Source organism: Cedecea davisae (assembly GCF_044095835.1).
Classification (GTDB): domain Bacteria; phylum Pseudomonadota; class Gammaproteobacteria; order Enterobacterales; family Enterobacteriaceae; genus Cedecea; species Cedecea davisae.
In genome coordinates this window covers 4,472,010-4,492,325 of the sequence record NZ_CP172054.1, presented here as the reverse complement: position 1 = coordinate 4,492,325, position 20,316 = coordinate 4,472,010, and the positions used below count along the sequence as shown (strand labels likewise).

The window sequence follows — 20,316 nt, the reverse complement described above, 5'->3', positions numbered from 1 at the left end:
TGCACTCACTCACCCGAATCACTTACTTTAGTAAGCTCATCGGGCTGAGTTCTCTTGCCGCCTTGCTGTGACCTGAATGATTTAGAGGATTTGCACAAATTAATCCAAACATTGAGCAAGGAACGAACATGCAAGCGGCAACCGTCGTAATTAACCGCCGCGCTCTGCGACACAACCTGCAACGCCTGCGCGAACTGGCCCCGAACAGTCGTATGGTGGCGGTAGTGAAAGCAAACGCCTATGGGCATGGTCTGCTGGAGACCGCCCGCACTTTAGATGACGCCGATGCCTTCGGCGTTGCCCGCCTTGAAGAAGCGCTGCGCCTCCGGGCTGGCGGAATAGAAAAACCGATTCTGCTGCTGGAGGGGTTTTTTAACGACGGCGATTTGCCGACGATTGCCGCGCAAAATTTTCATACCGCAGTGCACAGCATCCAGCAGCTTGAAGCGCTGGAGCAGGCCGAACTCAGCCAGCCCATTACCGTCTGGATGAAGCTGGATACAGGCATGCACCGCCTTGGCGTGCGCCCGGAAGACGCCGAAGCTTTCTACCAGCGCCTCACGCATTGCAAAAACGTCCGTCAGCCGGTCAATATAGTCAGCCATTTTGCCCGCGCAGATGAGCCGGACTCGGATGCCACGCCGCGCCAGCTCGATATCTTTAATAGTTTTAGCGCAGGCAAACCCGGCCAGCGTTCGATAGCTGCATCCGGGGGTATTTTGCTTTGGCCGGAATCGCATATGGACTGGGTCCGCCCGGGTATTATCCTGTACGGCGTTTCTCCGCTGGAGCAGAAGCCGTGGGGCGAAGATTTTGGGTTCCAGCCAGCAATGTCGCTCACTTCCAGCCTGATAGCCGTGCGCCAACACAAAGCGGGCGAACCGGTGGGCTACGGCGGCACCTGGATTGCCGGGCGTGATACCTGCCTCGGCGTTGTCGCTATGGGTTACGGAGACGGTTATCCTCGTAGCGCGCCTTCGGGTACGCCGGTGCTGGTGAACGGCAGGGAAGTTCCTCTGGTTGGCCGCGTGGCAATGGATATGATTTGCGTCGATCTTGGCCCCGATGCAGCCGAAAAACCGGGTGATAACGTGGTGCTGTGGGGCGAAGGATTACCGGCCGAGCGCATCGCAGAATATACGAATGTAAGTGCTTACGAACTTATCACCCGCCTGACCTCAAGGGTGACGATGAAGTATCTGGACTGATTGTCCTCGCCTGGTTTACAGTGGAAATCCGCGAACTGTAAACCAGGAGAACCTCACCGTGTTTCAAAAAGTTGACGCCTATGCTGGCGACCCCATCCTTTCCCTCATGGAACGCTTCAAAGTCGATCCTCGCAGCGACAAGGTCAACCTCAGCATCGGCCTCTATTACAATGAAGACGGGGTTATCCCGCAGCTGCAGGCTGTCGCGGAAGCTGAAGCTCGCCTGAATGCGCAGCCTCACGGCGCTTCTCTCTATTTACCGATGGAAGGACTGAACGGCTACCGCAGCGCCATCGCACCGCTGCTGTTTGGTGCCGAACACCCGGCTCTGATCGAAGGCCGCATTGCCACCATTCAGACTCTCGGCGGCTCGGGCGCCCTGAAAGTGGGTGCCGATTTCCTGAAATCTTATTTCCCTGATTCTCAGGTTTGGGTCAGCGATCCGACCTGGGAAAACCACGTAGCCATCTTTGAAGGCGCGGGTTTCACCGTTAATACCTACCCTTGGTTTGATAGCGAAACCAACGGCGTGCGCTTCGAAGCACTGCTGGAAAAACTGAACACGCTGCCGGAAAAAAGCATTGTTCTGCTGCATCCGTGCTGCCATAACCCAACCGGCTCCGACCTGAACAACGGCCAGTGGGACGCGGTAGTTGAAATCCTCAAAGCACGTAATCTGATCCCGTTCCTCGACATCGCCTATCAGGGCTTTGGTGCCGGGATTGAAGAGGACGCTTACGCTATCCGCGCCATTGCATTGGCCGGGCTACCGATGCTGGTCAGCAACTCGTTCTCTAAAATCTTCTCCCTTTACGGCGAGCGCGTAGGCGGCCTTTCCGTAGTCTGCGAAGATAGCGATGCCGCGGGCCGTGTGCTGGGGCAGCTGAAAGCCACCGTGCGCCGCAACTACTCCAGCCCGCCAAACTTTGGTGCACAGCTTGTCGCTACCGTCCTGAATGACGAGAAGCTGAAAGCCAGCTGGATTGCCGAAGTGGAAACCATGCGTGTGCGTATTCTGGAAATGCGCCAGGTGCTGGTTGAAGTGCTGACGAAAGCGGTGCCGGGGCGTAATTTTGACTATCTGGTGAAACAGCGCGGTATGTTCAGCTACACCGGGCTCAGCGCTGCTCAGGCAGATCGCCTGCGCGAAGAGTTTGGCATCTATCTGCTGGCCAGCGGCCGTATCTGCGTGGCTGGCCTGAACCACGGCAACGTGCAGCGCGTGGCGCAGGCGTTCGCCGCTGTAATGTAAGTACTTGCTAACTATCTCTTCTTGCCCCTCTTCTTTAGTAGAGGGGCATTATTTCCCAGGTTCTGTGATCTCTTCTGTCTTCTCCGATATAAAACAAATAAAACCTTTATATATCAGGCTCCGGCAGGTATGGTCGGGATGCTTTATTATCCGTTTGCGCAATTTAACAACGATTAAAACCAATAAAATAGAAAGGGAAAACAATGCGTAAGATTGCTTTGGCACTGAGTGCCGTCTGCCTGCTGGTCGGCCTTAATCATTCCGTGATGGCGAAGGAATCCGTTCCCGCCCCGCTTAACCCTGGCGTAACCGTGGCTCAACTGGCACAGCAGGTGCCGGTGCATTGGGTTTCCGTGGCGCAAATAGAAAATAGCCTGCTGGGGCGCGCGCCTATGGCAGTTGGCTTTGATATTGATGACACCGTCCTGTTTTCTAGCCCCGGCTTTTATCGCGGGCAGAAAGAGTATTCTCCCGGCAAGCAGGATTACCTGAAGAACCCTGAGTTTTGGGAAAAAATGAACAACGGCTGGGATGAATTCAGCATGCCGAAAGAGGTGGCGAAAAGCCTGATAACCATGCACCTCAAGCGTGGCGACAGCGTTTACTTTGTTACCGGACGCAGCCAGACCAAAACTGAAACCGTGACCAAAACGCTGCAAAACGACTTCCTGATCCCGGAACCAAACGTTAATCCGGTTATTTTTGCCGGAGATAAAGAAGGCCAGAACACCAAGACTCAGTGGCTGAAAGATAAGAAAATCAAGATCTTCTACGGTGACTCGGATAACGACATCACGGCAGCGCAGGAAGTCGGCGCTCGCGGTATTCGTATCCTGCGAGCTTCTAATTCCAGCTATCAGCCGCTGCCAAAAGCTGGCTCATTTGGTGAAGAAGTCATCGTTAACTCCGAGTATTAACTCTGCTTCGGAAAACGGCAGCTAAAATAAATTATCTGCCGTTTTTTTAATCAACCTCCTCGTCGATTGTGCGCTTTTGGCACACAATTAGTTTTGCCGCGGGCTTTTCCGGGCAAAGGCTATTCAGGACGAGGAAATCAAGATGACGAATTCGGATCTTTTAGAATATTGCATGAATAAACCCGGTGCCGCGCAAAGCGTGCACAGCGACTGGAAAGCGACTCAAATTAAGGTTGCCGATGTGCTGTTTGCGATGGTACACGCCGATGGGCAGCGCCCGGCCGTGTCGCTTAAGGCAACGCCGGAGCTGGCTGATTTACTGCGGCAGGAACATCAGGATGTTTTTCCCAGCGCTCATCTGAATAAAACCCACTGGAGCACGCTGTATCTGGACGGTTCTCTGCCGGGATCGCAAATTTACTATCTGGTGGATGCTTCGTATCAGCAGGCGCTGACGTTGCTGCCTGAACAGGTCAGGCAGCAACTATCGGAGTGACTACTTCAGCAAGGGCTTGAGGAAGCGTGCGGTATGAGAAGCTTTGCAGGTGGCGACGGTTTCCGGCGTGCCGGAGACCAGAATCTCGCCGCCGCCGCTGCCGCCTTCCGGCCCCAGGTCCACAATCCAGTCTGCGGTTTTAATCACGTCGAGATTATGCTCAATCACCACGATGGTGTTGCCCTGATCCCTGAGCTGATGCAGGACTTCCAGCAACTGCTGGATATCCGCGAAGTGCAGGCCGGTCGTCGGCTCATCGAGGATATACAGCGTTTGCCCGGTGCCGCGTTTGGACAGCTCTCGCGCCAGCTTAACGCGCTGTGCTTCACCGCCTGAAAGCGTGGTTGCCGACTGGCCAAGTCGAATATAGGACAGGCCAACGTCAATCAGCGTTTGCAGCTTACGCGCCAGCGCCGGAACCGCATCAAAGAACGCGCGCGCGTCTTCAATCGTCATATCCAGCACTTCGTGAATGCTCTTGCCCTTGTACTTAATTTCCAGCGTTTCGCGGTTATAACGCTTGCCTTTGCACTGGTCGCACGGCACGTAAATATCCGGCAGGAAGTGCATCTCGACTTTGATTACGCCGTCACCCTGGCAGGCTTCGCAGCGCCCACCGCGTACGTTAAAGCTGAAGCGCCCCGGCGTATAGCCACGAGAACGTGCTTCCGGCACGCCAGCAAACAGCTCGCGCACGGGCGTGAAAACGCCGGTGTAGGTCGCCGGGTTGGAGCGCGGAGTACGGCCTATCGGGCTCTGGTCGATGTCGATAACTTTGTCGAAATGCTCCAGGCCATGAACTTCACGGTAGGGGGCCGGTTCGACAATCGTTGCGCCATTCAGCTGGCGCTGGGCAATCGGGAACAACGTATCGTTGATAAGCGTCGATTTACCCGAGCCGGAAACGCCGGTGATGCAGGTAAATAGCCCAACCGGCAGCGTCAGTGTGACATCTTTCAGGTTGTTGCCCTTCGCGCCGACCAGCTTGAGCACCTTTTCCGGATCTGCGGCAACGCGTTTTTTCGGAACAGCTATCTCGCGTTTACCGCTGAGGAACTGCCCCGTCAGGGATTCCGGCACCGCGATAATATCCTTCATGGTGCCTTCAGCGACCACCTGGCCGCCGTGTACGCCTGCGCCAGGGCCAATATCGATAATATGGTCGGCGGCGCGAATAGCATCTTCATCGTGCTCAACCACAATCACCGTGTTGCCGAGGTTACGCAGATGGATAAGCGTTTCCAGCAGGCGCTCGTTATCGCGCTGGTGCAGGCCGATAGACGGTTCATCCAGCACATACATGACGCCAACCAGCCCGGCGCCAATCTGGCTCGCCAGACGAATACGCTGAGCCTCGCCGCCGGAGAGCGTTTCCGCCGAACGGGAGAGAGAAAGATAGTTCAGGCCGACGTTCACCAGGAACTTCAGGCGGTCGCCTATCTCTTTCAGCACTTTTTCTGCGATCTGCGCGCGCTGGCCGCTGAGCTTCATGTTCTGGAAGAATTCCATCGCATGGCCGATGCTCATGTCGGAAATTGTCGGCAGCGCGGTATTTTCAACGAAGACGTGGCGAGCTTCGCGACGCAGGCGAGTGCCTTCGCAGCTGGCACAAGGACGGTTGCTGATAAACTTCGCCAGCTCTTCACGCACGGCGGAGGATTCCGTCTCTTTATAACGGCGCTCCATATTGTGCAGCACGCCTTCAAACGGATGACGGCGCACGGAGGTATCGCCGCGGTCGTTCATATATTTGAATTCAATCGTTTCTTTACCTGAACCGTGCAGCACGACTTTTTTCACCGTGTCGCTCAGCTCGTTCCACGGTGCTTCAACGTCAAACTTATAGTGCTCGGCCAGGGAACGCAGCATGGTGAAGTAGTAGAAATTACGGCGATCCCAGCCGCGGATGGCTCCGCCAGCCAGAGACAGTTCACCGTTCTGCACTACGCGGTCCGGGTCAAAATATTGTTGTACGCCCAGGCCGTCGCAGGTCGGGCAGGCCCCAGCCGGGTTATTGAAGGAGAACAGGCGTGGTTCAAGCTCGCGCATGCTGTAGCCGCACACCGGGCAGGCAAAGTTGGCGGAAAACAGCAGCTCTTCCGCTTTTTCATCGTCCATGTCGGCCACTACCGCAGAGCCGCCGGACAGCTCCAACGCGGTTTCAAATGACTCGGCCAGGCGCTGGGCGATGTCTTCGCGCACCTTAAAGCGGTCAACAACGACTTCGATGGTGTGCTTCTTCTGAAGCTCCAGCTTTGGCGGGTCGGAAAGGTCGCACACCTCGCCGTCGATACGCGCGCGGATATAGCCCTGGCTTGCCAGGTTTTCCAGCGTTTTGGCGTGCTCGCCTTTGCGGTCTTTAATGATGGGAGCCAGCAGCATCAGGCGCTTGCCTTCCGGCTGCGCCAGCACGTTGTCGACCATCTGGCTCACGGTTTGTGCCGCCAGCGGGATATCGTGATCCGGGCATCGTGGCTCGCCTACTCGGGCGTACAGCAGACGCAGGTAGTCATGGATTTCAGTGATAGTGCCGACGGTTGAACGCGGGTTATGGGACGTGGATTTCTGTTCAATAGAAATCGCAGGCGACAACCCTTCGATATGGTCGACATCCGGCTTCTCCATCAGCGACAGGAACTGACGCGCATAGGCGGAGAGAGACTCGACGTAGCGGCGCTGCCCCTCTGCGTACAGGGTATCAAATGCCAGTGAGGATTTGCCTGAACCCGACAGCCCGGTGACAACGATCAGCTTGTCGCGCGGGATGACGAGGTTGATATTTTTGAGATTGTGGGTGCGGGCGCCCCGAACTTCGATCTTATCCATTCACCTTTCCCGGAATGATGACTACATGCGCCTGGTATATAAAGGAACAACCGACGGCCAGAAACGGCTAATTATGACACAATAAAACCTGAATGGATATCCAGTGCTTTAATGAAACGAGCTATACTTACCCGACATTCTGGAATGTCCCTCGCAGCTATAAACATTGTGGGTGGCATAGTGTAGAATCCCCGGTTTAGACTATCTATAAACGTTTCAGGAGACACGAACATGGCCAGCAGAGGCGTAAACAAGGTGATTCTCGTTGGGAATCTGGGTCAGGACCCGGAAGTACGCTATATGCCAAATGGTGGCGCAGTTGCCAACATTACACTGGCCACGTCAGAGTCCTGGCGTGATAAGCAAACCGGCGAAACCAAAGAAAAAACCGAATGGCACCGCGTTGTGCTGTTCGGCAAACTGGCAGAAGTGGCCGGTGAATACCTGCGTAAAGGCTCTCAGGTTTACATCGAAGGCGCACTGCAAACCCGTAAATGGACCGACCAGGCTGGCGTAGAAAAATACACCACCGAAGTCGTGGTTAACGTTGGCGGCACCATGCAGATGCTCGGCGGCCGTCAGGGCGGCGGTGCACCGGCAGGCGGCAACGGCGGCGGCCAGCAGCAGGGCGGGTGGGGTCAGCCTCAGCAGCCACAGGGCGGCAACCAGTTCAGCGGCGGCGCGCAGTCTCGTCCGCAGCAGCAGAGCGCACCAGCTCCGTCTAACGAACCGCCAATGGACTTCGACGACGATATCCCGTTCTGATGAATTCAGGTTCCAGACCTGTATATTAAGAACAGACAAAACCCTGCTCCGGCAGGGTTTTTTGTATTCTGGCGGCTGGGCTATGCTGGAAAGGGTGTTTTAACGATAAGGGAAATACCGTGGCATTTTTGGGATACGTCAGTAAACGTGAATGTCAGCAGCAGGAAGGGGCAACCCCGCATTTGCCTTCGTTTAGCTTTTACGAAAAGCACTTGTCACCACCTGTCGATGGCTCGCCTGAAGCGATTATTCAGGCCGTTCTGGCGCTGGATATGGAAGAAGATCCGGTGATCCGCCGGTTGCTCAGCCTGCGCCAGCTGCCCCGCCGCCTGCGCCGGGCTTTTTCGAAAGCAGAAAGCGTTGACCCGGCAGATTCATTTGGATTTGGCTCCTTTACTCCGCTTCACCAAAACGGCGACGAAGTTTCTTTCGGGCTGGCCGGGCGTTTCTGGAGGCCGCTGCTGGGTGTTGAATGCCTGGCGGATGCTGAAGCTTTTCATCGCTTTACCGACCCAAATGCGGCCAAACTGGTATTGCGCTTTGACGTCACAAAGGAGAGCAGTGGAGCGGCAGTATTACGCACCGAAACCTTCGTCTATTGCCCGACTCCGCGCGTGAAGGTGCTATTTGGCCTTTATTGGATGCTCATTCGCCCGGCCAGCGGCTGGATCAGGCGGCGCACGCTACTTTCCGTGAAGCGAAAGCTTGCTGCCGTTTTGCCCTGATAAAGGGGCTGGCTTACTGCTCTACTGCCTGCATGCCCAACATCATCTTGCTCCAGTCGTAAAAAGCCCGAACAGCCGGGGAAACATGGCGGCTTTGCGGGTAAACCAGAAACAGCGGCATATCGACGGCGTGTTCTTCCAGGCAGGGGAGCAACTCACCGGCCTCAACGTAAGGTTTCACTAAATAGCTGGCAACGCGAATCAGGCCAATTCCCTGAAGACCGGCCTGGATATACGCGTCGGTGTCATCAACAGTTAGCGTCTCTTTCATCCGTACCGGCACCACACCGTCTTTATCAATAAAGCTCCACTCGGTTGTGCGACCCGTACTGTGAGTGAGGTAGCCAACGGCGTGGTGATTTTTGAGGTCTTCTAAGCGGGCAGGCTTACCGTGCCGGGCAATGTACTGCGGGGAGGCCAGCACCGACCATTTGAACTGGGCGAGCTGGCGGGCAACCAGCGTTGTGGAATCTTCCACGCTGCCCGTCCTGATAACGCAGTCGAACCCTTCCTGAATCAGATCTACTACCCGATCGCTGGAGCAGAGAATTAGCTCAAGCTCAGGATAGCGTTCAAGAAATTCTGCGACGCCTGGTAAAATACAGTGCCTGGCCAGAGACTGCGGCATCCCTACTTTAAAGCGGCCTTTGGGCTGCCCGCTTCTCCCCGGAAATGAGGATTCCAGGGCTAAAATGTCGCCGAGAATTTTTTTACATTCAGCATAATAATTCTGGCCATCCGAAGTGACGCTCAGCCTGCGAGTGGTGCGCTGCATAAGCTGTACGCCAAGCCCGGTTTCCAGATCTTTTATGGTGCGGGAGACGGTCGATCTCGGCAGCCCCAATAATTCAGCTGCTCTGGCAAAGCTCTGTGTCTCAACAACGTGGCTATATACGCGCATCGCTTCCAGTTTATCCATGTCATCCCCCACGATTTATCGAGATTGTTCCATTTATACGAACAGTTTAACCCGGTTTCGGCAGCTTATCGGCAATCAGCCATAACAGTAGACTCCCCGGATATGCAGCAATATTGCTGCTATTAAACGCTGGGGAATGAAAGATGATCGTCAATGTAGCAAATACGGATGAAAAAATATTGGTGCTTGGTGTGGGACAGTTGGGTGCCGCAGTTCTGGACGCATTGCTTCCGGCGGCGGCTTCTCACGGACACATTGTTACGGCAGGCGTTTCGCCAGGTTCGCTCGACGAAAACGGGCAGCTTCTTTCGCAAAAATATAAGAAATACGCGGCTGCGGGCACTGATTTTATCGCTCTGGATATCGCGGCCAGCGAGAGCGACGCTTTGGTGCCGCTGTTCCAGCAATTCGACACCGTCATCAACTGCATGGGGTTTGTTGCCGGGGCGGGGACACAGCTGAAAATCACCACGGCGGTGATTCAGGCGGGCGTTAAACGCTATTTTCCGTGGCAGTTTGGCGTCGATTACGATGTGGTGGGCAAAGGCAGCGGCCAGCCGGTGTGGGATGAGCAGCATGATGTCAGGACATTGTTGCGCAGCCAGTCTTCTACCGAGTGGGTGATTGTTTCTACCGGCATGTTTACCAGTTTCTTGTTTGAGCCCGCGTTCGACGTGGTGAACTTGCAGGCCCGGACAATCAACGCTCTGGGCAGCTGGCAGACTCAGGTAACGGTCACTTCTCCGGAAGATATTGGGCGTTTAACGACGGCCATTTATCTCGAGGAGCCGCGCATCGTTAATCAGGTGGTTTTTATCGCGGGCGAAACGCTTAGCTACGGCAAACTGGCAGAGATTGTCGAAAGCGTTAGCGGAACGGGCTTTAGCAAAGCGGTGCTCAGCCTGCCGGATTTGCAAAGCGAACTGGGACGTCATCCGGATGAGCAGATGCTGCGTTATCGCACCGCCTTCGCGCGCGGAGAAGGTGTCTGGTGGCCGATGGAGAAAACGTATAATTTCGGGAAAAATATTCCCACTCAGAAGGTTGAGGATTGGCTGCGGGCGTTACTGGCTGAATAAAATAAAAAGCCGATGGCGATTGCTCACCATCGGCTTTTCTCTGAGTACAAACGCTTAGGCGTTCAGCAGCGGCTCTGCGGTTTTCTCAACCAGCGCCAGCAGGACTTTTACGTCTTCCAGCGTCACGGTTGGGTTCAGCAGGGTCAGCTTCAGGCAGGTAACGCCCTGGTGCTCGGTCACGCCGACATTGGCGCGGCCGGACTCCAGCAATGCATCGCCGATTTTCTGGTTCAGCAGCGCCACTTCGGCGTCGCTGTAGCCAGCAAGGCTTGCAGGGCGGAAGCGGAACAGCACGCTTGCCAGCTGCGGCTGCATCACCAGCTCCAGAGAAGCATGGTCAGCCACATAGGCCGCTACGTTCTGCGCCATGGTCACGCCGTGATCGATGATTTCGGCATACTGTTTCTGGCCCAGGGCTTCCAGACCCATCCACAGCTTCAATGCATCAAAGCGGCGGGTTGTTTGCAGAGATTTGGAGACCAGGTTTGGCACGCCTTGCTCTTCGTCGAACTCGGAGTTCAGGTATGCAGCCTGGTAGCGCATCAGCTCGTAATGGCGTTCATCCTTGAGCAGGAACGCGCCGCAGCTGATGGTCTGGAAGAACTGTTTGTGGAAGTCCAGAGTCACGGAGTCCACCAGCTCCAGGCCGTCCAGGTAATCGCGATACTTTTCGGAAAGCAGCAGTGCGCCGCCCCAGGCCGCATCAACGTGTACCCAGATTTTGTGTTCGGCAGCCAGCTTAGCAATCTCGCGCAGCGGATCGATAGCACCGGCGTCGGTTGTCCCGGCGGTAGCGACAATCGCCATAATCTGCTCGCCGTTCGCTTTTGCCTGAGCGATTTTGTTCGCCAGGTCGCTAACGTCCATGCGGGCAAACTCGTCGGTTTTCACCAACGTGACGGACTGGTAGCCCATGCCCATCAGCGCCATGTTTTTCTGCACGGAGAAGTGGGCATTTTCAGAGCACAGCACCCGAATTTTGCGGATGTCGCCGGTCAGACCGTCCTGCTGGACGGAGTGACCCTGACGCGCAAAGTAAGCGTCACGCGCCAGCATCAGACCCATCAGGTTGCTCTGAGTGCCGCCGCTGGTGAACACGCCCGCGTCGCCAGCCGGGTAGCCAACTTGCGCGCGCAGCCATTCAATCAGCTTCATCTCAATGATGGTGGCCGACGGGCTTTGGTCCCAGGAGTCCATGCTCTGGTTGGTGGCGTTAATCAGCACTTCCGCGGCCTGGCTTACCACCAGGCTAGGGCAATGCAGGTGCGCCACGCACTGCGGATGGTGCACCAGCAGGCTGTCTTTCAGGAAATACTCAATCGCGCGTTCAATCGCGACCTGGTTGCCCAGGCCCTGAGGATTGAAGTCGAGCTGAATACGTTCTTTCAGCTCGGCGACGGTTTTGCCCTGGTACATCTGAGGCTGCTGCAACCATTCCACTACGGCCTGGCTGGTCTGGGCGATCGCCTGCTGGTATTCCTCAATGCTCTGCGCTGAGGAGGCCAGAATCGGGTTAGATCGGGACATATTATTCACTCCGGTCAGACAGCTTTGGCGCCAGCGGCTAACAAGGCTTGTTCAAATTTGCTCAGGAAAATTTCCAGCTCATCGTCAGTGATCAACAGAGATGGCAGCAGGCGCAGCACGCAGCCGTTACGGCCACCGCGCTCCAGAATCAGGCCCGCTTCGAAGCATTTCTTCTGAATAAGAGCAGACAGCGCGCCGTCGGCCGGGTAGCAACCCATATGATCCTGGGCTTCTTCAGGCTTAACGATTTCAATCCCGAGCATCAGGCCCAGGCCGCGAACGTGGCCGATAACCGGGTAGCGCTTTTGCAGCTCAACCAGTTTGCCTTTCAGCCATTCGCCCTGAGCGGCAACTTTGTCTGCAACTTTGTTGTTTTTCAGGTATTTCAGCGTGGTCAGGCCGGTCGCCATTGCCAGCTGGTTGCCGCGGAAGGTGCCGGTGTGGTGGCCAGGCTCCCAGGCATCGATCTCTTTTCTCAGGCCCAGCACGGCCAGCGGCAGACCGCCGCCAACGGCTTTGGACATCACGATGATGTCTGGCTCAATACCGGCGTGTTCGTAGGCGAACAGCTTGCCGGTGCGGGCAAAGCCAGCCTGAACTTCGTCGATAATCAGCACGATGCCGTGCTCTTTGGTCACTTTACGAATGCGTTGCAGCCACTCGGCCGGAGCCGGGTTCACGCCACCTTCGCCCTGAACCGCTTCGAGAATAACGGCCGCAGGTTTGCGCACGCCGCTTTCAACGTCGTTGATCAAGTTGTCGAAGTAGTAGGTCAGCGCTTTCACGCCGGCGTCACCGCCAATGCCCAGCGGGCAGCGGTACTGGTGCGGGTACGGCAGGAACTGGACTTCCGGCATCAGGCCGTTGATGGCCTCTTTCGGAGAGAGGTTGCCGGTTACCGACAGCGCGCCGTGAGTCATGCCGTGATAGCCGCCGGAGAAGCTGATAACGCCGCTGCGGCCGGTGTGCTTTTTAGCCAGCTTAATCGCCGCTTCTACTGCGTCAGCGCCGGAAGGGCCGCAGAACTGCAGGCAAAATTCTTTACCCTGGCCCGGCAGCAAGGACAGCAGGTATTCGGAGAACTCGTCTTTTAACGGGGTCGTCAGGTCGAGTGTATGTAACGGCAAGCCGCTGGTAATGACATTTTGGATGCTTTGCAGGATATCAGGATGGTTATGGCCAAGCGCCAACGTTCCCGCACCGGCCAGACAGTCGAGATAACGATTATTCTCAACGTCAATTATCCAGGCGCCCTGGGCTTTGGCTATAGCGAACGGTAATTTGCGCGGGTAACTTCTGACATTCGATTCGAATTCAGCCTGTCTTGCCAAATAGGTTTCGTTGGTAGCGTTTGCAGATTGTGCATCTAAAGTATCAATACGGACTTTATCCGTCATCATATCTCTCCTACAACCGTCGGCAGAAGCGCAACGGCTGAATTAAGTAAACTAAATGTTATTCAGGGTGCGTAAAACGCGGCCAATATATGGCTTTTTACCCCCCCGCTCAATCATTTATTTTCCTCGATATTTTTAATTTAAAATCAAATGGTTGATGAAACGTTTCGCAGATATCCAGACATCGGATCTGCCAACTATTGGCAATTGCAGGGAAAAAAGCCGCCGTAAGGCCTCTATTTTTCTTATTGCTCCAATCTGGCCAGACCAGATCGGGAGCTATCTGGAAACAATTAAGCACAAAAAGTTACCGGGGGAAATTCATCGGCAACAGAGGTTTTATTTTTGGCGTGCAGCGGGAAGCTATGGCGGCGTTTAGCGGTAAAAAATGGCTATACGTTCTTCGATAAGTTTGGTCAAAAAATCCAGCGTGGGCTTGTCACCGGACGAGCCATGTTGCAGGCAGAGGCCCAGAGCAGGGAGGCGGGGAAGGGTGTGGAGAACCGCTAAATCGTCAGGTTTACCCACCAGCGTACGTGCGGTAATCCCTAACCCGGCACGGGCTGCCGACCAGAGGCCATTAAGACTGCTGCTGGTGAATGCAATCCGCCAGCTAATACCGGCTGCGTCCAGGGCTTCGAGGGCGCGGGTACGAAGTATGCAGGGGGCGTCAAAGAGCGCAAGGGGAAGCGGTTGTCCGGCGGCAAGGCACTCTGCTACTCGTTCGGCGGAACCTATCCAGTGCAGAGGGATTTTTCCCAACTCGTTCTGAAGGGAGCCGGTATTCGTTTGCCAAAGTAAAGCCATATCCAGCTGTGAACGCTGAACGGCCGATTCCAGCTCCGCATTGCGCGCAATTCTGGCTTCAACAATCACGGCGCTTTGAGCCCGGGTAAAGTCGCCCAGTATGTCGGTTAAAACACCTTCGCCAAAATCCTCCTGAAAACCCACTCGCACTTTGCCGCCCAGCCGTGCGCCGCTGGCGGCGACTATTGCGGCATCATTGAGCGCCAGAAGGCGTTTTGCATAGCTAAAAACGATTTCACCTGTCGGCGTCAGCGCCAGGCCGCGGCCCGCCTTTTTAACAACCGGGGCACCAACCTGCTCCTCCAGTTTTTTGAGCTGGGCGCTGACCGCAGAGGTGGAGCGCCCGTGCCTGTCCGCTGCCCGTGAAAACGAGCCCAGTTCAATGCCTGAGACAAAGGTTTGCAGAACATCGAGATCTAAATGAGTCATCGCCATAGTTCCAAAAAACGGGATTGTTAGTAAAAAATTATCTGATTTTTGGAATGATAGTTGATGAGTATGCTCAGTTTGTCAACGCCAATAAGGAGACATCATGAGCGAGGAAATACAAGAGATTCAGCGGGTTTTGAGCAGGGCTCCTAAGCTTGCCAGCCTGAGTACCGAGTTGTTATTTAAAGATATCTGGGAGCGACCGGAGCTTAACAAACGCGACCGCAGCCTGATAACCGTGGCGGCATTGCTGGCGCTTTACCGGCCTGAACAGCTTCCTTTTCATCTGAGCCTGGCACGTCAAAATGGTGTTCGTGACGAGGAAATTAGCGAGCTGATTACCCATCTCGCCTTTTATGCCGGCTGGCCCGCAGCGCACAGTGCATTACTGGCTTTTGATCGGCTGATTATCGCCGATAGCAACGAGGAGAAATAATATGCCGATTATTCATCTCAGCTTACTTAAAGGGAAAACGACAGCACATCTGGATGCGGTTTCGGCCAGCGTGCAGCAGGCTTTGGTCGAAGCTTTTGACGTGCCTGCTGATGACCTGTTCCAGGTTGTTCATCAACTGGCTGAAACGGAACTGCGTTTTGACCGTCATTATATGGCTGGCCCGCGCAGTAATGCATGGCTGCTGGTTGAGATTACGGCGGGAAAGCCGCGCAGTATCGAAACTAAAAAACGCTTCTACCAGGTGCTTACGGAGAGGCTGGCCGCCAAACCAGGGATCCATCCCAATGACGTTATGGTGGTTATCCGGCATAACAATCCTGAGGACTGGTCTTTTGGCGGCGGAACGGCAAGCCTGGTTCCGGCGTAGCCTCTACCCCTTAAAATCGCTGGGCGCGGGGGAGTCATCGCTGTATATTTCAATGCACAACGATTATCAGGACTCCCGCCGTGAATTTATTGACTCGCCGCCTGACTATAGGCGCTCTGTTACTGCTTTCCCCGCTCGCCGCGCTGGCGAACCGCACCATAACCGATCAACTTGGCCGCCAGGTGACTATTCCCGATGAGGTTGACCGCGTGGTGGTGTTGCAGCATCAAACCCTCAACCTGCTGGTACAGATGAACGCCACCGACAAAGTGGTCGGCATTCTGGCTAACTGGAAGCAGCAACTGGGCGACGGCTACTCCCGGTTGGCTCCTGAGCTTGAGCATAAGGCTCAGCTTGGTGATTTGACCCACGTTGACGCGGAAAAACTGGTGGCGCTACATCCGCAGGCGGTCTTTGTCACCAACTACGCGCCGCAGGAGATGATCGACAGCATCAGCAAGCTCGGCATTCCGGTGATAGCGATCTCCCTGCGGCACGACAAGCCGGGCGAGCAGGACAAGCTGAATCCTTCTATGGGCGATGAAGAGCAGGCCTATAACCTGGGTCTTAAAGAGGGCATCACGCTGATTGGCGAAGTGGTCAACAAACGGCAGCAGGCTAAAGAGCTTGTGGAGGCCACTTTCGCCGAGCGTAAGCTTGTCAGCGAGCGGCTGAAAGACATCCCTGAAAGCCAGCGCGTTCGGGCCTATATGGCTAACCCTGACCTGACGACCTACGGTTCCGGTAAATACACGGGCTTGATGATGGCCCATGCGGGGGCGCTAAACGTTGCAGCAGCCACCGTTAAAGGGTTCAAACAGGTATCAATGGAGCAGGTGATCGCCTGGGATCCACAGACGATCTTCGTGCAGGATCGCTACCCGAAAGTAGTGAATGAAATCAAAAACGATCCGCAGTGGCAGACTATTGATGCGGTGAAGAACCACCGCGTCTGGCTTATGCCGGAGTACGCCAAGGCCTGGGGCTACCCGATGCCGGAGGCGATGGCTATAGGCGAGCTATGGATGGCGAAAAAACTCTACCCGGAAAAATTCCGCGACATTGATATGAAGAAAATCGCCGACAGTTGGTATCAGCGTTTTTATCGTACGCATTATGAGGGCGTTGAGTGATGGATTTGCAGGTGCTGGCGGCGGGAAGCCTGCGCCTTGCCTGGCAGACGCTGATGGCGCAGTTCTGCCGTGAAACCGGCATCCATGTTGATACCCGGTTTGCTCCGGCAGGTATGCTGAGGGAACGTATTGAGGCTGGTGAATATTGCAGCCTGTTTGCCTCGGCGAATATGGCTCATCCTCAGGCGCTGCTGGAGCAGGGGATAGCTTCTGCGGTTCAGCGTTTTGCCGGGAACACGCTCTGTGTGACGGCGGCGGCGCAAGTGGTGGAGGAGAAGAGCGACTGGCTAAGCTTGCTGGCTAATCCCGCGCTTCGCATTGCCACTTCCACGCCCGGCAGCGACCCTTCAGGTGATTACACCTGGCAGCTATTTGCCGGGTTGCAGTCGCGATTTGGCGTTGAGCTACACCACCGGGCCATACCGCTGGTTGGCGGGCCGGACAGCAAACCGGTTCCGCAGGGAGAGCTTGCCGCCGCGTGGTTAATCGGCAGCGGCCAGGCCGATCTCTTTATTGGCTATCGTAGCTATGCCGGTGTTTTAAAACAGCATAAGGAGCTGAGAGTGTTTGAAATTCCTCAGCCTTATAATATTGAAGCGAATTACGGCGTGGCACTGTGCGATGAACGGGCAAGGCCGCTGTGGGCATTTCTCGGCTCCGATAGCGCCCGGGGAATATTATTGCAGAGTGGTTTTAGCGCCTGAATAATAAAAAACCGCTGGCAGCAGCGGCTTTTATGAGGCCCCGTCAGGGCATCATGGTTGGCCATTCTGCCGGCATGCGTGAGATTACGTTCACCAGCAGTTGCTTAAAGGATGCCCAGATAAGCGGGAAATCCTCCAGCGTCAGGCCCAATAAACCCATAGCAAACCAGCATGACGCGGCGATGCCCAGCCCGCTGCAGGCAAATGCCAGTATCCGGTAGTCGGAGCGGCGAAACTGGATATTGAGGCTACTTGCCAGAAACATCAAAACGGCACTGACCAGCGGCCAGCGCAGCAAAAAAACGCCGGTAGTAATTGTTGCCATTCACCTTATTCCTCGATCACTGCAACTTTCTTGTTTGTTGCATCAATAATGTGAAGTCTATCACTGTTGGGCATTTAATCACCAGTTTTGAGCGTGTTTTTTCGTCGTTTTTATCGCCGGAAAGGCGTCTTTTTAAGCTGGAATTAGCCGCGCAGCGGTGAACATTTTGTTTATCTGACGTTTACCGCAATTTCGTTTAAATAATCATTCCCTGCTGCTTTAACCCCAGAAAAAATCATATTCACTCGGCAGGTCAAATCTTAAGCTAAACAGTCTCCCGATTTAACTTATCTTATTGTTGCGCAAATTAATTTTCGCTGAGTTAACGCCTGAATCCTATTGCTAAAACAGGCTTTATGATGCAACGTAATCGGCGGTCATCAGGTGGTTCCGGTAAGACATAAAAAATGAGCGGTTAATAGCAGGGACATGTGGGCATCATGGTGAAACGAGTCTATTTAAAGGTGTTGCGCACATCAGGATTTGTCCTGATGGTTTGCCTGCCGGTTATGCTGGCTATCTATTTTGCGCATATGCGCGCAACCAGTGACACCCAGCAGCATCTGCACTCTTTTGGCAAGCTGGTGATGGAAAAGACGGAAATTGTCATCAGCCACGTTAATGACGCCCGCAGCGAAGCCGAGAATTTTTCTGGAAATATATGTAGCCCGGAACATATGGCTAACATGCTGGATATTGTGCGCAGTAAACTTTTTGTCGCCGACTTAATTTACGCTAAAGGCAATCAGCTGCTTTGTTCTACCAGCTATAAACCGTTAAAACCCATTCCTGCCCCTCCGCCGACCTATACCCGCAAGCCAGATGTGGCAATTAACTATTATCTGGATACGCCTTTTTACGCCGGTCATAAAATGACTTATATGCGGCGTGGTAATTATATCGCGGTAATTAATCCACTTACCTGGTCGGAAGTTTTGTCTGAGGACGATTCTTTGGTCTACGGCGTGTTTGATACCGTCACCAGGAGTTTCTTTTCTTTAAGCCCCGGCGCCGATAGCGATCTGCTGCACGGCTTTATTCTGCGTGGAGAGAAAACCTTTACCCACGATAACCGCTTTTACACCATTAACTATTCGGCAAAAAGACCGATAGCGGTCATTGTTTCGACTTCAGAAACGCTATTTAACCGCCAGTGGTATCACCAGCTGACGCTGACTTTGCCGCTGGGTGTTATTTGCAGTCTTATAATTCTTATGATGTGGTCGCGAACCCGACAGCAGCTTAATTCACCACGTCGTATGCTGCAAAGAGCGCTGGCCAGAAAACAGCTTAAGCTTCATTACCAGCCGATAATTGATATTCAGAACGGCCACTGCGTTGGGGCAGAGGCGCTACTGCGCTGGGTTAATTTTAACGGGCAGACCATCAGCCCCGGCACATTTATTCCGCTGGCTGAATCTGAAGGCTTGATTCACAAAATATCAGACTATGTGGTGGATGCGGTATTTAAAGACTTTGGTGAGTTTCTGGCGGACCATCCGGGGCTGTACGTTTCGATAAATCTTTCGGCGGCGGATTTTCACTCTTCACGCCTGATTAATGTTCTCTCCGAGCGCATTAAAACCTATAACATCAGGCCCGGGCAGATAAAAATTGAAGTTACCGAGCGTGGATTTATTGATGTTGAAAAAACCAGGCCGGTTATTCAGGAGTTTCGTAATGCCGGGTTTAAAGTAGCGATTGATGATTTTGGCACCGGTTATTCGAACCTGCACAACCTGCAATATTTAAACGTCGATATCTTAAAAATCGATAAAAGCTTTATTGATTCGGTCACCAGCGAGCGAGCCAGCCACTTACTGGTAGAACATATTATTGAAATAGCCCACAGCCTTAACCTGACGACTATCGCCGAAGGCGTGGAAACCGAAGCACAGCTTGCGTGGCTGGTGGAGCACGGCGTGGAGTTCTGCCAGGGCTGGTATTTTGCGAAGGCGCTTCCACCTCAGGAATTTATTGCCTGGCTGTACACGCCAGGCGGCATCAACCTTGCTTCCGGGCGAGCCACTCAGGCCTGATGGCGGTAGTCCGTTGGCGTGCGGTCGAATTCACGGCGAAACACGCGGGAGAAGGTTTGCTGCGAGACGTAGCCGTAGTCCATAGCGATATCAAAAATTGGCCGCTGAGTGGTTCTTAGCTCGGTAGCCGCCATCAGCAGGCGGCGCTGGCGAATATAGTCGCCCAGCGTTTGATGCATCACGGTGCGGAACATTCGCTGCAAATACCACTTTGAATAACCGGATTTTTTTGCCACCACGTCGATGTTAAGCGGCTGGTCAATATGTTCATCAATCCATTCAGTCAGCGTATAAATGATGTCCTGGTGAGCCATGAGTCGTCCTCATTTACGGGTTAGCAAGTTTCGTTGAGCCGGAGTATAATTCCTCAAGTTAACTTGAGGTAAAGAGCATTGTGGAAAAGAAAATCTCTCGACTAAAAACGTTGTTAACGCCGGGCGAAGTAGCAAAGCGCAGCGGCGTGGCGGTTTCCGCGCTGCATTTTTACGAAAGCAAAGGGTTGATTAAAAGTACGCGGAACGCGGGCAATCAGCGGCGCTATCAGCGCGATGTGCTGCGAACGGTGGCGATAATCAAAATAGCCCAGCGCATCGGCATTCCGCTCAGCACCGTAGGTGACGCCTTTGGCGTGCTGCCTGACGGGCATTCGATCAACAAAAACGACTGGAAGAAGCTCTCTTCGCAATGGCGTGAGGAGCTGAATCACCGCATTGCCACGCTGACCGCGCTGCGTGATGAGCTAAACGGCTGCATCGGGTGCGGCTGTCTGTCCGGGGTGGACTGTCCGCTGCGTAACCCTGGCGACAAACTCGGCGAGCAGGGCACCGGTGCCCGCCTGCTGGAAGACTAAATCTCTCACTGCATAAAAAACTAAAGCGCCACAAGGGCGCTTTAGTTTTATTCCCGGTCTTTGTCTTTCGCTCTATCCCGCTCTGGCAGGAGGG

At 54.4% G+C, this 20,316-nt stretch carries 20 protein-coding genes; 13 read left to right on the top strand and 7 right to left on the bottom strand.

The window, feature by feature from the left end:
• Positions 1 to 128: 128 nt before the first annotated feature.
• The 4 genes from alr to ACG1VR_RS21475 all read left to right on the top strand — a co-directional run bounded on the left by alr (position 129) and on the right by ACG1VR_RS21475 (position 3,873).
• Positions 129 to 1,208, top strand: a complete 1,080-nt coding sequence (gene alr, locus ACG1VR_RS21490; protein WP_172568575.1) for an alanine racemase — start codon at positions 129 to 131, stop codon at positions 1,206 to 1,208.
• 58 nt (positions 1,209 to 1,266) lie between these two features.
• The gene (locus tag ACG1VR_RS21485) at positions 1,267 to 2,460 is read left to right on the top strand and encodes an amino acid aminotransferase (RefSeq protein ID WP_395489765.1); all 1,194 of its coding nucleotides are present in this window, start codon (positions 1,267 to 1,269) and stop codon (positions 2,458 to 2,460) included.
• Between the two features lie 203 nt (positions 2,461 to 2,663).
• On the top strand, positions 2,664 to 3,377 hold the full coding sequence (aphA, locus tag ACG1VR_RS21480; protein WP_016517438.1) for an acid phosphatase AphA: 714 nt from the start codon (positions 2,664 to 2,666) through the stop codon (positions 3,375 to 3,377).
• A gap of 142 nt (positions 3,378 to 3,519) precedes the next feature.
• Entirely contained in the window at positions 3,520 to 3,873 is a 354-nt protein-coding gene (locus ACG1VR_RS21475; RefSeq protein WP_172568573.1) for an MmcQ/YjbR family DNA-binding protein, read from the top strand.
• Here the strand turns inward: ACG1VR_RS21475 and uvrA are convergent, their stop codons facing one another.
• Positions 3,874 to 6,699 (bottom strand): excinuclease ABC subunit UvrA, encoded by a 2,826-nt coding sequence (gene uvrA / locus ACG1VR_RS21470; RefSeq protein ID WP_395489764.1) that lies wholly within the window; start codon positions 6,697 to 6,699, stop codon positions 3,874 to 3,876.
• Positions 6,700 to 6,930: 231 nt separating this feature from the next.
• Here uvrA and ssb1 point away from each other — a divergent pair, with 231 nt between their 5' ends.
• Positions 6,931 to 7,464, top strand: a complete 534-nt coding sequence (gene ssb1, locus ACG1VR_RS21465; RefSeq protein ID WP_172568572.1) for a single-stranded DNA-binding protein SSB1 — start codon at positions 6,931 to 6,933, stop codon at positions 7,462 to 7,464.
• Positions 7,465 to 7,583: 119 nt separating this feature from the next.
• A complete protein-coding gene (locus ACG1VR_RS21460; protein WP_395489763.1) occupies positions 7,584 to 8,189 on the top strand; it encodes a hypothetical protein in 606 nt (201 codons plus the stop codon).
• 13 nt (positions 8,190 to 8,202) lie between these two features.
• Here ACG1VR_RS21460 and ACG1VR_RS21455 read toward each other — a convergent pair whose 3' ends face one another.
• Positions 8,203 to 9,108, bottom strand: a complete 906-nt coding sequence (locus ACG1VR_RS21455; RefSeq protein WP_395489762.1) for a LysR family transcriptional regulator — start codon at positions 9,106 to 9,108, stop codon at positions 8,203 to 8,205.
• Between the two features lie 143 nt (positions 9,109 to 9,251).
• Here ACG1VR_RS21455 and ACG1VR_RS21450 point away from each other — a divergent pair, with 143 nt between their 5' ends.
• Positions 9,252 to 10,187 (top strand): aromatic alcohol reductase, encoded by a 936-nt coding sequence (locus ACG1VR_RS21450; protein ID WP_395489761.1) that lies wholly within the window; start codon positions 9,252 to 9,254, stop codon positions 10,185 to 10,187.
• Positions 10,188 to 10,241: 54 nt separating this feature from the next.
• Here ACG1VR_RS21450 and ACG1VR_RS21445 read toward each other — a convergent pair whose 3' ends face one another.
• From ACG1VR_RS21445 to ACG1VR_RS21435, 3 genes are all read right to left on the bottom strand, one after another.
• Positions 10,242 to 11,714, bottom strand: coding sequence for a pyridoxal phosphate-dependent decarboxylase family protein (locus ACG1VR_RS21445; RefSeq protein ID WP_395489760.1), 1,473 nt, complete (start codon positions 11,712 to 11,714; stop codon positions 10,242 to 10,244).
• A gap of 14 nt (positions 11,715 to 11,728) precedes the next feature.
• Positions 11,729 to 13,111: a diaminobutyrate--2-oxoglutarate transaminase gene (locus tag ACG1VR_RS21440; RefSeq protein WP_039897806.1), complete on the bottom strand. Its 1,383-nt coding sequence runs from the start codon at positions 13,109 to 13,111 to the stop codon at positions 11,729 to 11,731.
• 375 nt (positions 13,112 to 13,486) lie between these two features.
• The gene (locus ACG1VR_RS21435; RefSeq protein WP_395489758.1) at positions 13,487 to 14,353 is read right to left on the bottom strand and encodes a LysR substrate-binding domain-containing protein; all 867 of its coding nucleotides are present in this window, start codon (positions 14,351 to 14,353) and stop codon (positions 13,487 to 13,489) included.
• A 97-nt stretch (positions 14,354 to 14,450) separates the two neighbouring features.
• Here ACG1VR_RS21435 and ACG1VR_RS21430 point away from each other — a divergent pair, with 97 nt between their 5' ends.
• From ACG1VR_RS21430 to modA, 4 genes are all read left to right on the top strand, one after another.
• Positions 14,451 to 14,783: a carboxymuconolactone decarboxylase family protein gene (locus ACG1VR_RS21430; protein ID WP_395489757.1), complete on the top strand. Its 333-nt coding sequence runs from the start codon at positions 14,451 to 14,453 to the stop codon at positions 14,781 to 14,783.
• Between the two features lies 1 nt (position 14,784).
• Positions 14,785 to 15,171: a tautomerase family protein gene (locus ACG1VR_RS21425; protein WP_279050446.1), complete on the top strand. Its 387-nt coding sequence runs from the start codon at positions 14,785 to 14,787 to the stop codon at positions 15,169 to 15,171.
• 80 nt (positions 15,172 to 15,251) lie between these two features.
• Positions 15,252 to 16,304 (top strand): ABC transporter substrate-binding protein, encoded by a 1,053-nt coding sequence (locus tag ACG1VR_RS21420; protein ID WP_395489756.1) that lies wholly within the window; start codon positions 15,252 to 15,254, stop codon positions 16,302 to 16,304.
• Complete coding sequence (gene modA / locus ACG1VR_RS21415; RefSeq protein ID WP_395491133.1) at positions 16,304 to 17,008, top strand: molybdate ABC transporter substrate-binding protein; 705 nt, start codon at positions 16,304 to 16,306, stop codon at positions 17,006 to 17,008. The genes ACG1VR_RS21420 and modA overlap by 1 nt, the downstream gene beginning before the upstream one ends.
• Before the next feature lie 43 nt (positions 17,009 to 17,051).
• Here modA and ACG1VR_RS21410 read toward each other — a convergent pair whose 3' ends face one another.
• On the bottom strand, positions 17,052 to 17,333 hold the full coding sequence (locus tag ACG1VR_RS21410; protein ID WP_016517454.1) for a YjcB family protein: 282 nt from the start codon (positions 17,331 to 17,333) through the stop codon (positions 17,052 to 17,054).
• Positions 17,334 to 17,773: 440 nt separating this feature from the next.
• On the opposite strand from ACG1VR_RS21410, the gene ACG1VR_RS21405 reads away from it, so the two are divergent.
• Positions 17,774 to 19,372 carry an EAL domain-containing protein gene (locus ACG1VR_RS21405; RefSeq protein ID WP_395489755.1) on the top strand — a complete coding sequence of 533 codons (1,599 nt, stop codon included), beginning with the start codon at positions 17,774 to 17,776 and terminating at the stop codon, positions 19,370 to 19,372.
• On the opposite strand, the gene soxS is transcribed toward ACG1VR_RS21405, so the two are convergent.
• Complete coding sequence (gene soxS / locus ACG1VR_RS21400; RefSeq protein WP_016517457.1) at positions 19,363 to 19,686, bottom strand: superoxide response transcriptional regulator SoxS; 324 nt, start codon at positions 19,684 to 19,686, stop codon at positions 19,363 to 19,365. The two genes, ACG1VR_RS21405 and soxS, sit on opposite strands and share 10 nt — an antisense overlap.
• A gap of 80 nt (positions 19,687 to 19,766) precedes the next feature.
• Between soxS and soxR the strand changes: the two genes are divergently transcribed.
• A complete protein-coding gene (gene soxR / locus ACG1VR_RS21395; protein WP_016517458.1) occupies positions 19,767 to 20,222 on the top strand; it encodes a redox-sensitive transcriptional activator SoxR in 456 nt (151 codons plus the stop codon).
• Positions 20,223 to 20,316: the final 94 nt, after the last annotated feature.